This window comes from Bacillus sp. NS1 (assembly GCF_058248265.1).
The window spans coordinates 19009-37414 of sequence record NZ_JBZAZF010000002.1; the positions used below are offsets into that span (position 1 = coordinate 19009).

General features: G+C 41.5%; 19 protein-coding genes and 1 pseudogene. 16 read left to right on the plus strand and 4 right to left on the minus strand.

The annotated features are described in order from the left end of the window. Positions 1–263: 263 nt before the first annotated feature. From prkA to AC4CV5_RS05625, 12 genes are all read left to right on the plus strand, one after another. On the plus strand, positions 264–2159 hold the full coding sequence (gene prkA, locus AC4CV5_RS05570; protein ID WP_003224051.1) for a serine/threonine protein kinase PrkA: 1896 nt from the start codon (positions 264–266) through the stop codon (positions 2157–2159). Positions 2160–2338: 179 nt separating this feature from the next. Continuing rightward, positions 2339–3517 carry a sporulation protein YhbH gene (gene yhbH / locus AC4CV5_RS05575; protein WP_003224054.1) on the plus strand — a complete coding sequence of 393 codons (1179 nt, stop codon included), beginning with the start codon at positions 2339–2341 and terminating at the stop codon, positions 3515–3517. Between the two features lie 159 nt (positions 3518–3676). After that, on the plus strand, positions 3677–4141 hold the full coding sequence (locus AC4CV5_RS05580) for a MarR family transcriptional regulator (RefSeq protein WP_166853831.1): 465 nt from the start codon (positions 3677–3679) through the stop codon (positions 4139–4141). A 35-nt stretch (positions 4142–4176) separates the two neighbouring features. Then, on the plus strand, positions 4177–4842 hold the full coding sequence (locus AC4CV5_RS05585; protein ID WP_166853830.1) for a biotin/lipoyl-containing protein: 666 nt from the start codon (positions 4177–4179) through the stop codon (positions 4840–4842). A gap of 40 nt (positions 4843–4882) precedes the next feature. Continuing rightward, positions 4883–6481 (plus strand): MFS transporter, encoded by a 1599-nt coding sequence (locus AC4CV5_RS05590; RefSeq protein WP_490922230.1) that lies wholly within the window; start codon positions 4883–4885, stop codon positions 6479–6481. A 22-nt stretch (positions 6482–6503) separates the two neighbouring features. Next, complete coding sequence (locus tag AC4CV5_RS05595) at positions 6504–7034, plus strand: NAD(P)H-dependent oxidoreductase (RefSeq protein WP_014113147.1); 531 nt, start codon at positions 6504–6506, stop codon at positions 7032–7034. Positions 7035–7046: 12 nt separating this feature from the next. After that, the gene (locus AC4CV5_RS05600; protein ID WP_490922231.1) at positions 7047–7421 is read left to right on the plus strand and encodes a hypothetical protein; all 375 of its coding nucleotides are present in this window, start codon (positions 7047–7049) and stop codon (positions 7419–7421) included. 165 nt (positions 7422–7586) lie between these two features. Continuing rightward, complete coding sequence (locus tag AC4CV5_RS05605; RefSeq protein WP_166853826.1) at positions 7587–8348, plus strand: hypothetical protein; 762 nt, start codon at positions 7587–7589, stop codon at positions 8346–8348. A 2-nt stretch (positions 8349–8350) separates the two neighbouring features. Further along, positions 8351–8716 (plus strand): GntR family transcriptional regulator, encoded by a 366-nt coding sequence (locus AC4CV5_RS05610; protein ID WP_166853825.1) that lies wholly within the window; start codon positions 8351–8353, stop codon positions 8714–8716. A gap of 1 nt (position 8717) precedes the next feature. After that, positions 8718–9416, plus strand: a complete 699-nt coding sequence (locus AC4CV5_RS05615) for an ABC transporter ATP-binding protein (RefSeq protein ID WP_166853824.1) — start codon at positions 8718–8720, stop codon at positions 9414–9416. A 12-nt stretch (positions 9417–9428) separates the two neighbouring features. Further along, positions 9429–10346, plus strand: a complete 918-nt coding sequence (locus AC4CV5_RS05620; RefSeq protein ID WP_490922232.1) for an ABC transporter ATP-binding protein — start codon at positions 9429–9431, stop codon at positions 10344–10346. Beyond that, positions 10339–11280: an ABC transporter permease gene (locus AC4CV5_RS05625; RefSeq protein WP_166853822.1), complete on the plus strand. Its 942-nt coding sequence runs from the start codon at positions 10339–10341 to the stop codon at positions 11278–11280. The genes AC4CV5_RS05620 and AC4CV5_RS05625 overlap by 8 nt, the downstream gene beginning before the upstream one ends. A 92-nt stretch (positions 11281–11372) precedes the next feature. Here AC4CV5_RS05625 and cspB read toward each other — a convergent pair whose 3' ends face one another. Next, on the minus strand, positions 11373–11576 hold the full coding sequence (cspB, locus tag AC4CV5_RS05630; RefSeq protein WP_003224086.1) for a cold shock-like protein CspB: 204 nt from the start codon (positions 11574–11576) through the stop codon (positions 11373–11375). 436 nt (positions 11577–12012) lie between these two features. Between cspB and AC4CV5_RS05635 the strand changes: the two genes are divergently transcribed. Then, positions 12013–12843, plus strand: a complete 831-nt coding sequence (locus tag AC4CV5_RS05635) for a MetQ/NlpA family ABC transporter substrate-binding protein (protein ID WP_490922233.1) — start codon at positions 12013–12015, stop codon at positions 12841–12843. A gap of 2 nt (positions 12844–12845) precedes the next feature. On the opposite strand, the gene dgcK is transcribed toward AC4CV5_RS05635, so the two are convergent. Further along, on the minus strand, positions 12846–13925 hold the full coding sequence (gene dgcK, locus AC4CV5_RS05640) for a diguanylate cyclase DgcK (protein WP_490922234.1): 1080 nt from the start codon (positions 13923–13925) through the stop codon (positions 12846–12848). Between the two features lie 172 nt (positions 13926–14097). Here dgcK and tcyP point away from each other — a divergent pair, with 172 nt between their 5' ends. Beyond that, the gene (gene tcyP, locus AC4CV5_RS05645) at positions 14098–15489 is read left to right on the plus strand and encodes an L-cystine transporter TcyP (RefSeq protein ID WP_222142484.1); all 1392 of its coding nucleotides are present in this window, start codon (positions 14098–14100) and stop codon (positions 15487–15489) included. A 41-nt stretch (positions 15490–15530) separates the two neighbouring features. Here tcyP and AC4CV5_RS05650 read toward each other — a convergent pair whose 3' ends face one another. Then, positions 15531–15914, minus strand: coding sequence for a hypothetical protein (locus AC4CV5_RS05650; RefSeq protein WP_166854701.1), 384 nt, complete (start codon positions 15912–15914; stop codon positions 15531–15533). A gap of 208 nt (positions 15915–16122) precedes the next feature. Here AC4CV5_RS05650 and AC4CV5_RS05655 point away from each other — a divergent pair, with 208 nt between their 5' ends. Both AC4CV5_RS05655 and AC4CV5_RS05660 read left to right on the plus strand, forming a co-directional pair. Continuing rightward, positions 16123–16704 (plus strand): YhcN/YlaJ family sporulation lipoprotein, encoded by a 582-nt coding sequence (locus AC4CV5_RS05655; protein WP_248602568.1) that lies wholly within the window; start codon positions 16123–16125, stop codon positions 16702–16704. A gap of 119 nt (positions 16705–16823) precedes the next feature. Next, a pseudogene (locus AC4CV5_RS05660) lies at positions 16824–17799 on the plus strand (gluzincin family metallopeptidase). Here the strand turns inward: AC4CV5_RS05660 and AC4CV5_RS05665 are convergent. After that, a complete protein-coding gene (locus AC4CV5_RS05665; protein ID WP_166853813.1) occupies positions 17725–18384 on the minus strand; it encodes a spore coat protein in 660 nt (219 codons plus the stop codon). The pseudogene AC4CV5_RS05660 and the gene AC4CV5_RS05665 sit on opposite strands and share 75 nt — an antisense overlap. Positions 18385–18406 lie beyond the last annotated feature (22 nt).

The window sequence follows — 18406 nt, forward strand, 5'->3', positions numbered from 1 at the left end:
AAAATTGATACTAAAAAAGTGACAATGACACCCATCATGATGATTGTTTTCACCGTCTCTCCCCCTCTTCAATTTTTCCGAGATGTCCGAGTCTGGATGATTCTGTATTTTCCTTTATTATGAACGGTCGCGGTCTGCCTTGTCAACGCCGTATAAGTATCTTTATTTTTAAGAAAGCAAAGCATGTATCACGGGATGGCGGCATAGATTGTATCAAAGTACCTTATTTGCATAGCGCATCAAACATGATGGAGGAGGTCCTTATGGATATATTAAAGAAAATTGAACAGTACAGAGAGGAAGAGCAGCGGCTGAAATGGGAAGGAACATTCGCCGATTATTTGGAGATTATTAAAGAAAATCCAATGGTCGCGCAATCTGCTCATTCTCGTGTTTTTAATATGATAAAAGACAGCGGGATAGAGGAGATTGACGGACGTAAGAAGTACAGCTTTTTTGACCGGGAGCTGTTCGGGCTTGAGGAATCTTTGGAGCGTCTTGTGGAAGAGTATTTTCATCCGGCCGCGAAACGTCTTGACGTCAGAAAGCGGATTCTATTGCTTATGGGACCTGTAAGCGGAGGTAAATCCACGCTGGTTACGATGCTAAAAAAAGGTCTCGAAGCGTACACCCTGACGGATAATGGAGCTGTATACGCGATTAAAGGCTGCCCGATGCACGAGGACCCTCTACATTTAATTCCCCATCATTTGCGTGATGACTTTTACAGAGAATACGGCATTAGAATAGAAGGAAGTCTTTCTCCTTTAAATGTCATGAGGCTGGAGGAAGAGTACGGAGGAAGAATTGAGGATGTGAAGGTTGAGCGCATCTTCTTTTCCGAAGATAAGCGTACGGGAATTGGAACATTCAGCCCGTCTGATCCGAAATCTCAGGATATTGCCGATTTGACAGGGAGTATTGATTTCTCAACAATTGCTGAATACGGTTCAGAATCAGATCCGCGCGCATACCGGTTTGACGGAGAGTTGAATAAAGCGAACCGCGGGATGATGGAGTTTCAGGAGATGCTGAAGTGTGATGAGAAATTTCTCTGGCATTTGCTTTCATTGACACAGGAAGGGAATTTTAAAGCGGGGCGGTTTGCGTTAATTTCTGCTGATGAGCTGATCGTGGCTCACACGAATGAAACGGAGTATCGCTCATTTATTTCTAATAAGAAGAATGAAGCCCTGCACTCGAGAATTATTGTGATGCCGGTCCCTTATAATTTAAAAGTGTCTGAGGAAGAGAGAATATATGAAAAAATGATCGCGGAGAGCGATGTGTCGGATGTTCACATTGCCCCCCATACGTTGAAGGTCGCTGCGATGTTCTCGATTCTTACCCGATTAAAAGAACCGAAGCGGTCGGATATTGATCTGGTCAAGAAAATGAGATTGTATGATGGAGAAAGTGTGGAAGGTTATAATTCTGTCGACGTTGAGGATATGAAAAAGGAATATAATGATGAAGGCATGAGCGGCATTGATCCGCGGTACGTGATCAACCGGATTTCTTCAACGATTATCAGAAAAAATATGGAATCGATTAATTCACTTGATGTTCTTCGCTCTTTAAAAGAGGGTCTAGATCAGCATCCTTCTATTTCAAGCGAGGACAGGGAGCGGTATTTGAATTTTATTTCTGCCGCCCGCAAGGAATATGATGACATTGCGAAAAAGGAAGTTCAAAAAGCGTTTGTGTATTCATATGAAGAATCAGCTAAAACACTTATGGACAATTACCTCGATAACGTAGAGGCCTATTGCAATAAAAACAAGCTTCGTGATCCTTTGACAGGAGAAGAAATGAACCCTGACGAAAAGCTGATGCGATCAATCGAAGAGCAGATCGGCATTTCGGAAAACGCCAAAAAAGCGTTCCGCGAAGAAATCTTAATCCGCATCTCAGCCTATGCGAGAAAAGGTAAACGGTTTGATTATAATTCTCATGAAAGACTGCGTGAAGCCATTCAGAAAAAGTTGTTTGCTGATCTGAAGGATGTCGTTAAAATTACGACTTCAACAAAAACGCCGGATGAGCAGCAGCTGAAAAAGGTAAATGAAGTCGTGGCCCGTTTAATTGATGAGCACGGCTACAACTCGACGAGCGCCAATGAGCTGCTGAAATATGTCGGCAGCCTGCTGAACCGATAAGCAACGTGACCCGTCCGAATAGGGCGGGTTATTTTGTCCCATTTTCTAAATAGTTTGTCAATTAACCGTACTTTTGTGCATATGATGAATATAAATCTTTTCGAAAGACTTGTTTCATAATCTGGCACAAGCCGGAATACGTATGTATAACGACCACAAATGGTTAAGGAGGGGAATTCATGTCCCAAAATGACAGCGGCCATTTTTTGATTTCTGAGGAAAACTGGTCCCTCCATCGCAAAGGCTTCGATGACCAGCAGCGCCACCAGAAAAAAGTGCAGGAAGCGATCAAAAACAATCTTCCGGACCTCGTAACTGAGGAAAGCATTATTATGTCTAATGGAAAAGATGTAGTGAAGATCCCAATCCGTTCACTGGATGAGTATAAAATCCGTTATAACTATGATAAAAATAAACACGTAGGGCAAGGAGAAGGCGACAGCCAGGTTGGAGATGTTGTAGCCCGGGATGGATCAGACAAAAAACAGGGACCTGGAAAAGGGCAGGGCGCCGGTGATCAGGCAGGCGAAGATTATTATGAAGCAGAAGTTTCATTAATGGATTTAGAAGAAGCGCTTTTTAAAGAATTAGAACTTCCGAATCTCCAGCAAAAAGAGCGGGACAATATCATTCATACAGATATTGAATTTAATGATATCCGTAAAACAGGGTTAACCGGTAATATTGATAAGAAAAGAACAATGATGTCAGCTTTTAAACGAAACGCGATGTCAGGGAAGCCGTCTTTCTATCCGATCTACCCGGAGGACCTGAAGTATAAGACGTGGAATGACATAACAAAGCCCGAATCAAAAGCCGTCGTATTAGCAATGATGGATACAAGCGGCAGTATGGGTGTTTGGGAAAAATACATGGCCAGAAGCTTCTTTTTCTGGATGACCCGTTTTTTGCGGACGAAATATGAGACTGTGGAAATTGAATTTATTGCCCATCATACAGAAGCAAGAGTCGTGTCGGAGGAGGACTTCTTTTCAAAAGGAGAAAGCGGCGGAACAATCTGTTCTTCCGTATATCGGAAGTCGCTTGAGCTTATTGACGAAAAGTACAATCCCGCCCGCTATAACATTTACCCGTTTCATTTTTCTGATGGTGACAACCTGACATCTGACAATGCGCGTTGTGTGAAACTGGTTAATGATATTATGAAGAAAGCAAATCTTTTCTGCTACGGTGAGGTCAATCAGTACAACAGGCATTCAACGTTAATGTCTGCATACAAAAATGTGAAAGACGAGAAATTTAAGTACTATATTTTAAAACAGAAATCTGATGTTTTTCAGGCGCTGAAGAACTTTTTCAGAAATGAAGAGTCAGGCGTAAGCCATCAATTTTCGTAAAAAAAAGCCCATCTCAGGGCTTTTTTTTATTTAATAATAGTAAGAAAACGGTTGCGAAAAAAATACGGACAAAAAAGAAGTTTTTCCTTTGACAAATCTTCTTTCATTTATTAATATTTTATCTTGTGAACTATTATTGAGGAATGAGGTGAAAAGGAGTTGACTGAATCAGAACGTGCTTTGCTCACTTTTGAACAGCTCTTCGATACGTCTCGGGCTATCTATAAAAAGCAGAAGAAGATATTGGAGATTGTGCTTGAGCCTTATGATATTACAGTCCTTCAATATTTGCTGATGTTTAAAATTCATCAAAGCGGAAGCACTCCGTTAAGTAAGCTGGCAATGTCGCTTGATCTTAAGCCTGCTTCTGTGACTCGGATGACAGATATTCTGTATAAGCGCCAATTGATGAATCGATATGACAGTCCGGATGACCGCCGTATCGTCATGATTCAGTTAACCGAAGAGGGGGAAGAACTGATAGAAAAAGCCGCTGTACAGTATGCAAAAATGGGTGCGGGCCTTTATCAGAAGCTCGACACATCTCAGTTTCAATATTTGCGCAAGCTTGCCGGAAGCCTAACGAAGCTTGCTGAAGGCTGTTCAGAAAAAAGCGGTAATTAAAAACTTCTCACATATTTTCACCAGTTTTCCACAAAATGATAGAGGATGAAACGAAAGGAGAAAACAAAATGAACAGAGGACGTTTAATTCTGACCAACATTATCGGTTTGATTGTTGTTCTTGCAATTATAGGCGGAGGTGCTTACTACTATTATCAAAGCACAAACTATGTAAAAACTGATGAAGCAAAAGTAGCCGGCGATATGGCTGCTATTACAGCTCCAGCAGCAGGTAAAGTATCCGACTGGGATCTTGAAGAAGGAAAAAAAGTGAAAAAAGGCGACACAGTTGCAAAAATCAAAGGTGAACAAACTGTTGACGTAAAATCCATCATGGATGGAACAATTGTGAAAAACGAAGTGAAAAACGGACAAACCGTACAAGCTGGTACAACAATTGCGCAAACCATTGACATGGATAACCTATACATCACTGCAAATATTAAAGAAACAGATATTGCGGATATTGAAGTAGGAAATAGTGTAGACGTAGTAGTTGACGGAGACCCTGATACAACATTTGATGGTACTGTAGAAGAAATTGGCTATGCGACTAACTCAACTTTTGATATGCTTCCATCTACAAATTCTAGCGGAAACTACACAAAAGTAACGCAAAAAATTCCTGTTAAAATTTCAATCAAAAACCCATCTGATAAGGTGCTTCCTGGTATGAATGCATCTGTTAAGATTTCTGAGTAAAACAGATCAGTCATCAAACCATGAAAGGAGGTTGTCTTAGATGGCTACAGGCAAAGAAAATAATGCAAAAAGCCCAATGTCATTGCTGATTGTGCTAATGGCAGGTTTATTTTTGGCAATTCTAAACCAAACACTTCTTAACGTTGCAATGCCGCACTTAATGACTGAATTTGGTGTAAGTGCAACGACGATTCAGTGGCTGACAACAGGTTACATGCTTGTTAACGGCGTATTGATTCCGTTATCTGCCTTCCTGATTACACGATTCGGCCAACGGAGTCTCTTTCTCGTCGCGATGTTCTGTTTCACGCTTGGAACGTTAGTCTGCGGTATCGCGCCGAACTTCTCTACAATGCTGATCGGACGTTTGATTCAGGCCGTGGGCGGAGGTATCTTGCAGCCGCTCGTTATGACAACCATTCTGTTAATCTTCCCGCCTGAAAGTAGGGGGAAAGGAATGGGGATTTTCGGGCTTGCGATGATGTTTGCTCCAGCGGTCGGCCCGACTCTTTCCGGATGGATTATTGAGCATTATACATGGCGCATTATGTTTTACGGACTTGTGCCGGTCGGCGCAATTGTTATTATTGTGGCTTTCTTCATCTTTAAAAATATGGTGGAGCCGCAAAAAATCAAACTCGACACACTTGGAGCGATCCTCTCGATTGTCGGATTCGCATCCTTATTATACGGAGTCAGTGAAGCCGGATCTGATGGCTGGACCGACCCGATTGTACTGTCTACAGTTATTATCGGAGCCATTGCAATTGTTGCTTTCGTTGTTCAGCAATTGCGTCATGATGATCCGATGCTTGATTTCAGGGTGTTTAAATATGACATTTTCTCACTCTCAAGTGTAATCAATATCATTATTACAGTGGCACTTTACACGGGTATGTTCCTGTTACCGATCTATCTGCAAAATCTGGTCGGCTTTACGGCGCTTCAATCCGGTCTGCTTCTGCTTCCGGGTGCGATCGTCATGCTGATTATGTCACCGATCTCAGGTATTTTGTTTGATAAATTCGGTCCGAGACCGCTTGCGATTATCGGGCTTCTCGTGACAGTGGTAACAACATATCAATACACGCAATTAACAATTGATACACCATATACGCACATCATGCTGATCTATTCAATTCGTGCATTTGGTATGTCTCTCTTAATGATGCCAGTCATGACAGCCGGGATGAACCAGCTTCCAGCCCGTCTGAACAGCCACGGAACGGCGATGAGCAACACGCTTCGCCAAATCAGCGGATCAATCGGAACAAGTTTAATTACGACGATTTATACAAACCGGACGACATTCCATTATTCACAAATTGCAGATAAAACAAGCACGGCGGACCCGAACTTCCTTCATGCGTTCCAAAATGCAGTTTCGAATTTAATGGTGAACATGAATGTGTCTTATGATACGGCAAAAACATATGTTTACTCACATATTTATAAACACGCGTCCCTTGATTCCAATGTCATGGGGATAAATGATGCCTTTATGTGGGCAACCTTATTCTGTGTAGCAGGTTTGATTTTAAGTATCTTCCTGCGTGACGTCAGAAAAGATAAATTGCGTAAGAAGAAAAAAGAGGAGCTTTCATTGCTTCCTGCTCCAAAAGAAGCTAAGGAATCTTAATCTGTACAGGGAGGTTTCCTGAATGAAAATTTATGTAGTGTATGACAGTGAAGGTGAACATACAAAGGTTCTTGCAGAAGCGATTGCTGAAGGCGCGAGAGAAAACGAGGCGGCTGAGGTATTAATCGACCACGTCGATCAAGCAGATATCCGCAAGCTGAAAGATATGGATGCGATTATTTGGGGATGCCCGGGGCATTTCGGGACCATCAGCTCCGGTCTTAAAGCTTGGATCGACAGACTTGGCTACTTGTGGGCTGAAGGCGAGCTGATCAACAAAGTCGGCGCTGTTTTCTGCACAACGGCAACAACACACGGCGGCTTGGAAATGACAATGCACAACTTGATCACGCCGATGTTCCACCAAGGCATGATCGTTGTCGGTCTGCCTGGCAATGTGCCTGAAAACGCACTGTACGGCTCTTATTACGGAGCAGGCGTCACTTGTCCGGTTGACAGTGATGAGTTAATGTCTGAGGAAGGTATTCAGCTTGGCCGCGCCTTAGGAAGACGCGTCAGCCAAGTCACAGGAAACCTAACAGCAGGACAGTAAGGAGAGGTTGAAATGGCCATTATTATAGCAATTATTGCTGCTGTCATTGTCATTGCGGCCCTTATTACATTTAACGTCCGCAACGCCTCACCTGAACCCGAGAAGCAAGAAGCAACCGATAGAATCGCCCCTCCAGAAGAGGAAAAAAACGAAGCGCATTACCCTGCTGAAGCAAGGGCTGCTGAGCATACGCCATCCGTTGTAAAAAGCGATTCTCCAAAAGAGAAACGTGAGACAATGGGTGATGATATTTACAGGCAGGCGCTGCAAAAGTTTAAGCGTTCTGATGAAGATCAGACAGAAGAAGAGGTCACTGAAGAAAGTGACAAAATGCAGGACCGCAGCTATCGTGATGCGCTGCTCTCCATGAAAAATAAGAAAAAGTAATCAAAAAGGCAAATCCGTTTACTTATGGCGGATTTGCCTTTTTTGCTGTTTATATGTATGAAGTATGTTTTTTTATCAATTACATCCATGGAATATGTTGTAATTGGATTTGATCTAGTGTACTATGTTACTCATACACCGAAGAGACTTCCGGGAGGTAAAGACATGGATTCTTTTTTAGGTTTGTTAAAAAAAGATATAAAGCTTTCAAGAATGTGGCTGCTCGTATGGATATGCGGAATCATTTTCTTATTAGTGACAGGTCATATCATAGCTTCTCGCACAAAAGAACCTCTTGTCATGTTTGGTTTCTTTGTTGCTGTTGCTTTTTTTGTGCTTTTCCTATCTCCTGTTTTTGTGTTTTATCATCTTCGCAAAGAAGGGAAATCACAGCTTTGGCTGTACAATTCAAATGGCGGTTTCTGGCTGTTTTCTTCTAAATTGGCAGCATCTTTGCTCTATCAATCTCTGATTCAATTGGCATTAACGGCTTATGGTATTTGGATGTATCATATGTTCACTGTAAAAAATCTCCTTGAGCATCAGACTGATATAACAAGTACAGTGGTTTTGCTGAATATGTACGGGCTTATTTCCTCGTTAGATATGTCAGTAACAGTCATTGTGTTTTGGACTGTTTTTCACTCTCTCAGGAATTGGCGCGGAATGCGATGGGCTGCGATGGGGCTGTTGGTCGCAGTGTGGTTCTACTTCGATGAATACATCATAAGCCCTTTGGTTGAATCTCAAAAGCATTTCTGGCCTGTAACAGTCTATTGTAATTTTGATTTTCACTTCCGCGACGTTTGGAGATTGGAATTAAAACCGATACATCTGTCTGTTCTCGGGTTTCCTATTGCTGTAATCATCACGATCTTGCTGCTCATCATGGCTTCAAAACTGCTTGATCGTAAAGTAGAGGTGTGAATATGGACAATCACTTTCAATCCTCGAAACCGATTTATCTGCAGATCGCAGATCAGGTCTTTTATCGGCTGGTCAGGAAGGAGCTGCTCCCAGGAGACAAGCTTCCTTCTGTTAGAGAAATGGCGATTCAAACCAAGGTAAATCCCAATACAATTCAAAGAACATACAGTGAGATGGAAAGGCTGGGTATTGTGGAGACAAGAAGAGGTCAAGGCACATTTATTGCAGAGAAAGCAGAAATCGTAGATGAGCTGAAGGACAGGCTGACACGTGAAGTCCTGGAAGGCTTTGTGAAACAAATGACAGAGCTAGGGCTAACGAAAGAGGAAATGGTAGAAAGGATTAAAACATTCACTGAGGGGGGCTAAAATGGAAATCAACTTAGAACACGTATCAAAAAAATACGGCCGCCATATTGCCGTCAATGATGTGTCGATCACCTTATCATCCGGGCGGATTTATGGACTGATCGGACCTAATGGCAGCGGCAAGTCAACGATCTTAAAAATGATGGCTGGCCTTCTCTTTCCGACTTCAGGATTCGTGAAAGCGGACGAAAAGCCGGTTATGAGAGATATGGTGCGTCAAACGGCTTATCTTACAGAGCTTGACATGTTTTATCCGCATTTTACTGTAAAGGATATGGTGAATTTTTATGAGTCCCAATTTCCCGATTTTCAAACAGAACAAGCTTATAAGCTGTTGAATGAGATGCAGCTTGACCCGGAAAAAAAGATCAAAAAGCTATCAAAGGGAAATCGGGGAAGGCTGAAAATCGTCCTTGCTTTAGCAAGACGGGCATCTGTCATCTTGCTTGATGAACCTTTTTCAGGGCTTGATCCGATGGTCAGGGACTCCATCGTAAACAGTCTGGTGTCATACATTGACTTTGAGCAGCAGATTGTCGTGATCGCAACGCATGAGATTGATGAAATTGAAACTTTGCTAGACGAAGTAATCATACTGGCAAATGGCGAAAAAGTTGCGCAGCGTGATGTAGAGGATATTCGTGAGCAGGAAGGCATGTCTGTATTGCAATGGTTTAAATCAAAAATGGAAGTTTGCTAGAGGAGGAATTCGATGAAAACAGTTTTGGAATTGAAAAATGTAACAAAGAACATCAGAGGCCGAACGATCATTGATCATCTGAGTTTTTCGATTCGTGAAGGCGAAGTATTCGGTTTTTTGGGACCGAACGGCGCAGGGAAAACGACAACCATTCGGATGATGGTGGGGTTAATGAAGCTGTCAAAAGGTGATGTGCTTATTTGCGGCCAATCAATTACGAAAGATTATGCCAAGGCGATTAAACATATTGGGGCTATAGTAGAGAATCCAGAGCTGTATAAATTTTTGAGCGGATATAAAAATCTCCAGCAATACGCAAGAATGGTCAAGGGCGTCACAAAGGAAAAAATAGATGAAGTCGTAGAACTGGTCGGTTTAACAGACAGAATCCATGACAAGGTGAAAACGTATTCTCTTGGGATGAGACAGCGTCTTGGCTTGGCACAATGTCTTCTTCATGATCCGAAAGTGCTGATTTTGGATGAACCGACAAACGGCCTTGATCCGGCAGGGATCAGGGAAATCAGGGATCATCTAAAGAAGCTGACACGGGAAAAAGGAATGGCTGTCATCGTTTCAAGCCACCTGTTGTCAGAAATGGAGTTAATGTGTGATCGAATTGCGATTTTGCAAAAAGGAAAGCTTATTGATATTCAAAATGTGAGAGATGAAATCACTGATGAGAACGATACATATTTCTTTCAAGTTGCGCAGCCGAATGAAGCCGCTTCTGTTTTGAAGGAGTACAATTTGGTGAAGAAGACAAATGGTGTAGAAGTCAAACTGGCTAAAGGAGAAGTCCCTGCGGCCATTGAATTGCTGGTGATGCAGCAAATCCGCATTTATGAAGTCAAAGTAATGACAAAATCATTAGAGGACCGTTTCTTAGAAATAACAGGTGAAGCAAAAGAGGAGGTTCAACATGTTTAATTTGATTTACAATGAATGGATCAAAATTTTCAGCCGTGCCGGAACATGGGTGATGATCGGGATTCTGGGATTAACAATGGTTGGATATGCATTTCTGGCGAATCATTTTTCTGCTGGTGATTCAAATCCCCATTGGAAACAAGAACTCCAAGCGGAAAACGCCGTACTGAAGAAAGAAATCAAAGAAAATCCTTCACTGAAAGGTGAATATGAAGAAACAATCACCCTTAACAACTATCGGATAGAGCATAACATCCCCGGTGACACAGGCTATACTGTGTGGTCTTATGTAACCGATTCAGCTGGTTTTACAATCCTTACCGGACTGTTTACCATTATTATCGCAGCCGGAATTGTCGCGAACGAATTTAATTGGGGAACCATTAAGCTATTAATGATCCGGCCGCTTAGCCGTTTTCAGATTTTGCTCTCCAAATATATTACAGTTCTCGTGTTTGGTTTCTTATTGCTGTTTGTTTTATTTATGGGTTCTACTTTGCTGGGGCTGATCTTTTTCGGGACAGGCGGTGACACTGCCGCGAATATTCATTTAATCTATAAGGATGGCCATGTCATTGAGCAAAACATGATGGGACATTTGGCTTCAACGTATCTTTCTGAATCCGTCGCGGCTTTAATGGTGGCGACGATGGCATTTATGCTGTCCGCTGTATTTAGAAACAGCTCTCTTGCAGTAGGATTTTCCATCTTTTTGTTGGTAGCCGGCACTACAGCCACTGCATTTATTGCAGCGAAATTTGAATGGGCCAAGTATATTTTATTTGCCAATGTGAATTTGCTGCAATATGTAGAGGGGACACCGTTAGTGGAAGGGATGACCATGACTTTCTCCGTTGTCATGCTGGCAGTTTATTTTGTTGTCTTCCTGCTGCTTGCTTTCGGAATCTTCATGAAACGGGATATTGCGAACTGATGAAAAAAAGCTGTTTTGCTTAAGCAAAACAGCTTTTTTATCGAAATAAAAACTGCAGGTTTGCACCTGCAGTTTTTCATATCAATTTATGCTTACGCTTCTTTAGTAACGTTAGCAGCTTGTGGTCCGCGGTTTCCTTCAACGATTTCAAAAGAAACAGCTTGGCCTTCTTCTAAAGTTTTGAAGCCTTCGCCTTGAATAGCAGAGAAATGAACGAATACATCGTCTTGACCTTCTACTTCGATGAATCCGAAACCTTTTTCAGAGTTGAACCATTTTACTTTACCTTCTAACATGAAATTTCCTCCTAAAGCGATCATAACGCTTAAATTCACTATTCTTGCTCTTAACAAACTTTCAAGACGAAAACTCTTACAAAACTTTCTTCTTAAAGATAGTTCGAACAAAAATAATTACCTTTACTCTACCAGTAATCTTCGGAAAAAACAACTGCTAAATGAAATTTTTTTCGGAAAATACCATATTTATTTTTCAATTTGATATTTATTTACGGAAATTCATCTGTTTTCTCGATATGTGATCATACGTTTGCCTTAGATATTCCTTCTTTTCGAGAAGACAATGTATAGGAATTGACAACCTTATTGGATATGAGTAAGGTAAAAGTTAATCAATATTACAAATGACAACGTTTATCAACTAAGAGAGCGTATGATTTTTATGTCTGATATTGCTTGCATGCTCTAATACATAGATAGGAGTATGGTCACAATGAAAAAGTGGCTTATATGCAGTTTCGTTGTTGTTCTTCTCGTTTCATTTACTGCATGCTCACCGTCAGCAGAACATGAAACATTAAAAATCGGAATTGCTGAGTCTGACGAGGCAATATGGAACTATATTGCTCAAAAAGCTGAAGAAGCAGGGCTGGATATTCAGCTGGTACTTTTTTTTGATTATGCGGAGTCTGATATCGCGCTTGCTAACAAAGAAATTGATGCCAACGCCTTTCAAACCATTTCATATTTTCAGTCATTCATTCAAAAATACAAACTTAAGCTGGCACCGCTCGGTACAACATACATAACGCCTATGGGCATTTATTCAAAACGATATGACCGAATCCAAGATATACCGCACGGAGCTGTCGTTTCTGTTCCGGATAAAGCGTTCGATTTTGGCAGGGCGCTTACGGTGCTTCAGCAGGCGGGTTTGCTAACGTTGAAAAATGGATTTAACGGGACAGGTTCAGTCGATATGATTAAAGAAAATCCGAGACACTTGAAATTAAAAGCTGCCAGGCAACAGGATGCAGTCAGCAGTGCCGACGTGTTTGTCATGAGGCCGTCTGAAGCAAAAAAAGCGGGACTTGATCCGAAAAAACATACCATAAAGAGCGGCGGACTGATGTCTAAGGAAGAGATGAATTTGATTGTTGTCAGAGCGGAGGATCAAGATCGGGAAGCACTGCAAACCATTCTTGAGCTCTATCAAGCTGATGATACAGCAGCATTTATAGAAAAAGAGTATCAGGGGGACCTTGTACCGGCTTTTCTGCCTTTGAAACGTCTTTCAGATTGGAAGAATGAATTCGAACATTGAATTCATTCTTTTTTTTCTGAAAAACATACTTTGTTTCGTCCCATTTCTTTGGCTTTGTACAGCATTTGATCGGCAAGAATCGGCAAAGACTCTGGATGCTCCGTATTATTGGGATAATGAGCAGCCCCTAGTGATATTGTCACTGACAGCTCCTCACCATTTGTTAATTTAATTGGTGCGTCACTGACAGCACATCTGATCCTTTCCGCGATCTTGGCAGCTTTATCAAGCGTACAGTTCGGCAGGAGCACGGCAAGTTCTTCACCGCCAATCCGTGCGGCAGGATCAGTATTTCGGATGCTCTGCTTCAGGCGTGAACCCAGCTCTTTCAGTACCTGATCTCCTTCATGATGGCCGTATTGATCATTGATGGTTTTAAAATGGTCAATATCTATATAAATTAGTGCGAATTGAAATTGCGGGGTATTAGCCGCCTGTTGATACAGAGCTTGTGTGATTTCTTCAAACTTTCTTCGGTTATAGATGCCCGTTAAAAAGTCAAAGTGCGCCTGAAACTTATATTGTTTAAAAAGAAGATGTGCATTTGTTTCATGATCAATAATATATAAACTGAGCATGCCGCCCGCTATTGAGATGATCCAAAAATATAAGTAAAGTTCATATGAATATAAATCTATAAGAAAATAAAAGGAAAAGGAGATCAGACTATTTGTGATCATTAAAAGATAGAAAGCATGTTTAAATTGAATTTTTTTTCTTTTAGAAACAATGAGTGACGGGATGGCAGCAATACAAATTGTAATAACCGAGTATATTGCAGATGTGTTGACCGTGATCAGCATGCGGCCTGCGGCAATCATAACCAAGGCCATTGCCGTTGAAACCCAGCCTCCATAAAGAGCGGCGATCATAATAGGGATATTTCGAAGATCAATGATTGAATTATGATAGGTAAATCCAAAAACCATCAGAATAACCCCGAGCAAACCGCAGGCCAGTCCTTTAACAGCTTGGAAGGATATGCTGTCTTTTTTATGTACTAACCTTTCTTTAAACAGGTGGGTGAAGAGATAATTAAATGTGATTAAAATCGTCAAGTTTACAAACAGTTCTTTCAGCAAATATTATCACCCTTATATAAGGTACTAAAGATGGAAGGGAAAGAAAAGGACAAAAAAGGGATAATATAAGGTTTTTTTACCTTGAATCATCAGTTGGAATAATTCACACTTGACCCATCGGAATTAGTGTAATATAGTAAATAAGAAAATTTGAAGGGAGAGTTTACCTGCTTTGGAGACTTTACTAGTCGTATTACATGTATTTATTTTATTTTTACTTATCTTTGGGCTTTTTGTTATGCAGAAAAAACATGTTTCCTTCTCTAAACGTGTATTTACTGCGCTGGGGCTGGGGATTGTATTCGGATTTGCGCTTCAGCTGATATACGGCCCGACTTCAAATATAGTCATTCAAACAGCCGACTGGTTTAATATTGCCGGGGGCGGATATGTCAAATTGCTTCAGATGGTTGTCATGCCGCTCGTCTTTATTTCGATTCTCGGCGCATTTACAAAGCTGAAGCTGACAAAAAATCTTGGGAAAATCAGCGGTTTGATTATCGGGATTTTAGTAGCAACAACAGCTGTTGCTGCAGCTGTCGGTATCGCGTCCGCGCTTTCATTTGATCTGCAGGCGATTCAGGTTGACCAAGGAAGTACAGAGCTTTCACGGGGACAGGAGCTTCAGCAGAAATCAGAGGATATGACAGCGAAAACGCTGCCGCAGCAGATTGTTGAACTGCTGCCGGGAAACCCATTTTTAGATTTTACGGGAGCTAGACCGACTTCAACAATCGCAGTCGTTATTTTTGCCGCTTTCCTTGGAATGGCATTCCTAGGCGTGAAACATAAACAGCCGGAACAGGCAGAAATATTTAAAAAAATGGTTGATGCCGTTTATGCCATTGTCATGCGTGTGGTCACCCTCATTTTGAGACTGACGCCTTATGGGGTGCTGGCCATTATGACTAAAACGATTGCCACGAGTGATATTGACAGCATTCTAAAATTAGGAATGTTTGTGGTTGCTTCGTATGCCGCGTTAATCACAATGTTTATCATTCATTTGCTTCTGCTGACGCTCAGCGGCTTGAATCCGATTGTTTATTTGAAAAAGGCTCTCCCTGTACTTGTATTTGCGTTTACGTCACGGTCAAGCGCTGGTGCTTTGCCGTTGAATATTAAAACACAGAGAAGCATGGGTGTGCCGGAAGGAATAGCAAACTTTGCCGGTTCGTTCGGTCTTTCAATCGGTCAAAATGGATGCGCAGGCATTTATCCTGCGATGCTGGCGATGATGATTGCCCCGACTATTGGCCAAAATCCGTTTGACCCGGTATTTATCATCACAGTTATCGCTGTCGTTGCCATCAGCTCCTTCGGTGTTGCCGGAGTTGGCGGCGGAGCGACATTTGCGGCGCTTCTTGTTTTATCATCATTAAATATGCCTGTAGCCCTCGCCGGTTTATTAATTTCAATCGAACCGTTAATTGACATGGGGCGTACTGCTTTGAATGTCAGCGGAAGTATGACATCTGGTCTCATTACGAGTAAGGTTACGAAGGAAATTGATCCAGGGGTATTTAATGATCAATCCAGAGTGATTGAAGCTGAAGAAGCGTAACATATAAAAACGTGTAATCCATCTTGGATTACACGTTTTTTTTAACGGCCGGGTTCTAAGTCCTCCAGCATTTCCATCATGGTGTTGTCGTCCATCACATTCATTGCGCTTTGTTCAAATTGAATAGGTTCAGCATAATGCGGCTGTCTTTTTTTCGCTGCTGTCTCAGTTTGCCTAGTTTGAGTCTGTGTATGCTGATGCTGGGTTTGCTGCGTTCCGGCGTGTTGATGCTGACGGCCATTTTGCTGTTGGCTTTGATTTTGCGAACGTTCCTGATGATTACCGCCGCCAAGTGCTTGTTTGACCATGTTTCCTACATTAGAAGCACCAAACATGTTATTTTTAGAATTCTGTTTGTTCATTTGACCTGTAATAAAACCGCTGATTCTTTGGCGGATCTGTGGTGATAAAGCAGCAATAAGCATAGTTGAACCAATAAATAAGGCTGTCGGACTGATTCCTTTTCGCTGGTTGAACAACGTGATCCCTCCTTTATAAGTGTATTGATATTTTCCCCTCTCATTAGACAAATTAACCGTTTTATTTCCCGGGAAAGCATTTCCTTCAGAATAACATGCATAATTAAAACCATTTAGAAAAACCTATAAGTAAAGTGATAAAGGAGGAATTCACATGCTTGGAAAAAAACAAGTCCTTGCGTCCATGCTGCTTATCCCTTTGCTTATGACTGGCTGCGGTATGGCCAATCAGGGTGAGGGCAGACGTGATAATGCAAATCCAGAAAACGTTAATTACCGCAACCCGGTAAACAATAATGGCACAAGAAATATGAACGATGCCAATAATAATCGTGACAATGTCGATAATAATCTAACTGGCAATGTCAACGATAACGGCAACAACAACAACGGTAATGATAACCGCAAATTAGAAGTTGCTGACGATGCTGCTGATAAAATCACAGATATGAAAGAAGTAAAACATGCAAATGTAATCGTTGCCGGAAATCAAGCATATGTTGCTGTTGTATTAACAAATGGAAATAAAGAAGTTGGAAAAGATCTGAAAAAGAAAATTTCCGATAAAGTAAGAGACACTGATAAAAACATGGATAATGTTTATGTTTCTGCCAATCCAGACTTTGTAGACCGAATGCAGGGATATGGCGAGCGGATACAAAATGGCGATCCGGTTGCAGGATTCTTCGATGAATTCAGTGAAACTGTACAGCGTATATTCCCGCAAGCTGAATAAATGAAAAAAGCCGCATAATTTGTGCGGCTTTTTCTTTGCGTTAATGACACACCGCAAACGCAGGCTGCATAGAGTAAAAATAAAAGGTACAAGACGGACCGGCTCAGGGAGGGAGACGTTTGCGGGATGGCATAGGAAAGCGTGCGGCATCCGCTCTATTCCTGTGCGGAGTCCTTGTGATGCTGGCTGTAAGCTCGGCCATCGTATCAAGCACGATGTATATACTGTCTTTGCCAGGGCAGGCATCTGGTATAACAAAAGAACAAGTGACGAAGCACATGAAGAAAGAGTCATTTAAACAGGCCGATATTTATTACACTTCTAAGGAAAAGTCCTTACTGCCATTGACGAAAGATACGCTTGAATATGCGGTCAGTATTAATCAGATTATGATTGGATATTCGAATCAAAAGCCTATTGATATTATTTTTTTTTCTAATGAAAAACAGATGGAGGCTTACTCCGGTTTATTGGATGTCGTCGGTTTTTATTCTGAGCGGGAGCAGTTGATCGGATTGTTGCCTGAAGAGAAAAAGAAATTGTTAGAAGGTGACGAGGTAGCGGTTTATTTGTACCAGAGATTGTTGATTCATGAATACACGCACCATGCCTTTCACCAGAAATTGAAGGAGCTTGAAGCAGATCCCGATAAGTTTCCGCTATGGTTTCATGAAGGGCTAAGCGAGTGGATCGCGAACTATGAATTGCTCATAGATCCGATCACGTTTTCTGTTGTGCCCTTTGACCGTTTACAGTCAGATCAAGACTGGCAGAAAGCCCGAGCTGAATTTGAGACTGATGTCTATTTGCAAAGCTTTTATATGATCAATGAGCTGACGGACAAATACGGGAAAGACATTATTTCAGAAATGATAAAGGAAACGGCAAAAAAAGGGAACTTTAAAAAAGGGTTTCAATCGGCAACAAATGAAAGTCTTGATCAATTTGAAAAAGATTTTAAGAAAACATTTGAAGAAAACAGTGAGGCATTGGATAGTATCAATCCAATGCCTTTGTTATTTAATGAAGTCCTTGCTGTTGCTGTCCCATACCGCCTTGAGTTGGAGGCATTTGCCCTTGTGCCGGAGCAAATGAATTTCTCAATTGTTCCATATCTTGCGCATCTAGCTGAGGAACTTGGTAATAGCCGTGTTTGTTTTGGTATAGGAAAATTTCAAAAGCCATTTCAACATACTGCTGAATTTGCGCAGACAGTACTCGTCTGACGGCTGGGTTTGTCATTTCCAGAGAAGCCATCGTCAGCATAGAAGCCTGTGCTTTAATCGCGCAAAGCATTTGTCGGCTGATGATACTGTCATCAATATCATTCATAGATTGAACAGGTTTTTTAGGTTGTGACGGCTGCATGCCGTAAACAGTCTGGTTGTCTTCCTTCATCATGTAAGTTGCTGTTTTTTGTGAAGGTTCGCTTCCTGTTTTGAAGCATTCTGCAGTTAAGTTGTATTGAGACGTAATGAATTGATGTTGACGATCAAGGATGTTTAATAGTTCTTGATCCTTACAAAATTGTCTCAGCATCATAAACTGATCTAGCACAGTAAGTGTTCCGGAAAGCACCTCGTGCATATCAAACATTTCATGTCCGCCGTGATTTTTATGCGGCTTGCCAGGAATACCTTTATTCATTTGGGATTGCTGCTGCTGATTTAACTGATCCAAACCGAATTCCTCCTTTTTTTTC

What these genes read in the sequence shown, in the direction of transcription:
- AC4CV5_RS05600 (WP_490922231.1), top strand. Translation starts at nt 7,047, where the DNA reads ATGGCCATTATTATAGCAATTATTGCTGCTGTCATTGTCATTGCGGCC.
- AC4CV5_RS05620 (WP_490922232.1), top strand. Translation starts at nt 9,429, where the DNA reads ATGAAAACAGTTTTGGAATTGAAAAATGTAACAAAGAACATCAGAGGC.
- AC4CV5_RS05590 (WP_490922230.1), top strand. Translation starts at nt 4,883, where the DNA reads ATGGCTACAGGCAAAGAAAATAATGCAAAAAGCCCAATGTCATTGCTG.
- AC4CV5_RS05610 (WP_166853825.1), top strand. Translation starts at nt 8,351, where the DNA reads ATGGACAATCACTTTCAATCCTCGAAACCGATTTATCTGCAGATCGCA.
- AC4CV5_RS05585 (WP_166853830.1), top strand. Translation starts at nt 4,177, where the DNA reads ATGATAGAGGATGAAACGAAAGGAGAAAACAAAATGAACAGAGGACGT.
- yhbH (WP_003224054.1), top strand. Translation starts at nt 2,339, where the DNA reads ATGTCCCAAAATGACAGCGGCCATTTTTTGATTTCTGAGGAAAACTGG.
- AC4CV5_RS05605 (WP_166853826.1), top strand. Translation starts at nt 7,587, where the DNA reads ATGGATTCTTTTTTAGGTTTGTTAAAAAAAGATATAAAGCTTTCAAGA.
- AC4CV5_RS05615 (WP_166853824.1), top strand. Translation starts at nt 8,718, where the DNA reads ATGGAAATCAACTTAGAACACGTATCAAAAAAATACGGCCGCCATATT.
- AC4CV5_RS05595 (WP_014113147.1), top strand. Translation starts at nt 6,504, where the DNA reads ATGAAAATTTATGTAGTGTATGACAGTGAAGGTGAACATACAAAGGTT.
- prkA (WP_003224051.1), top strand. Translation starts at nt 264, where the DNA reads ATGGATATATTAAAGAAAATTGAACAGTACAGAGAGGAAGAGCAGCGG.
- cspB (WP_003224086.1), bottom strand. Translation starts at nt 11,576, where the DNA reads ATGTTAGAAGGTAAAGTAAAATGGTTCAACTCTGAAAAAGGTTTCGGA.
- AC4CV5_RS05635 (WP_490922233.1), top strand. Translation starts at nt 12,013, where the DNA reads ATGAAAAAGTGGCTTATATGCAGTTTCGTTGTTGTTCTTCTCGTTTCA.
- AC4CV5_RS05625 (WP_166853822.1), top strand. Translation starts at nt 10,339, where the DNA reads ATGTTTAATTTGATTTACAATGAATGGATCAAAATTTTCAGCCGTGCC.
- AC4CV5_RS05650 (WP_166854701.1), bottom strand. Translation starts at nt 15,914, where the DNA reads ATGCTTATTGCTGCTTTATCACCACAGATCCGCCAAAGAATCAGCGGT.
- AC4CV5_RS05655 (WP_248602568.1), top strand. Translation starts at nt 16,123, where the DNA reads ATGCTTGGAAAAAAACAAGTCCTTGCGTCCATGCTGCTTATCCCTTTG.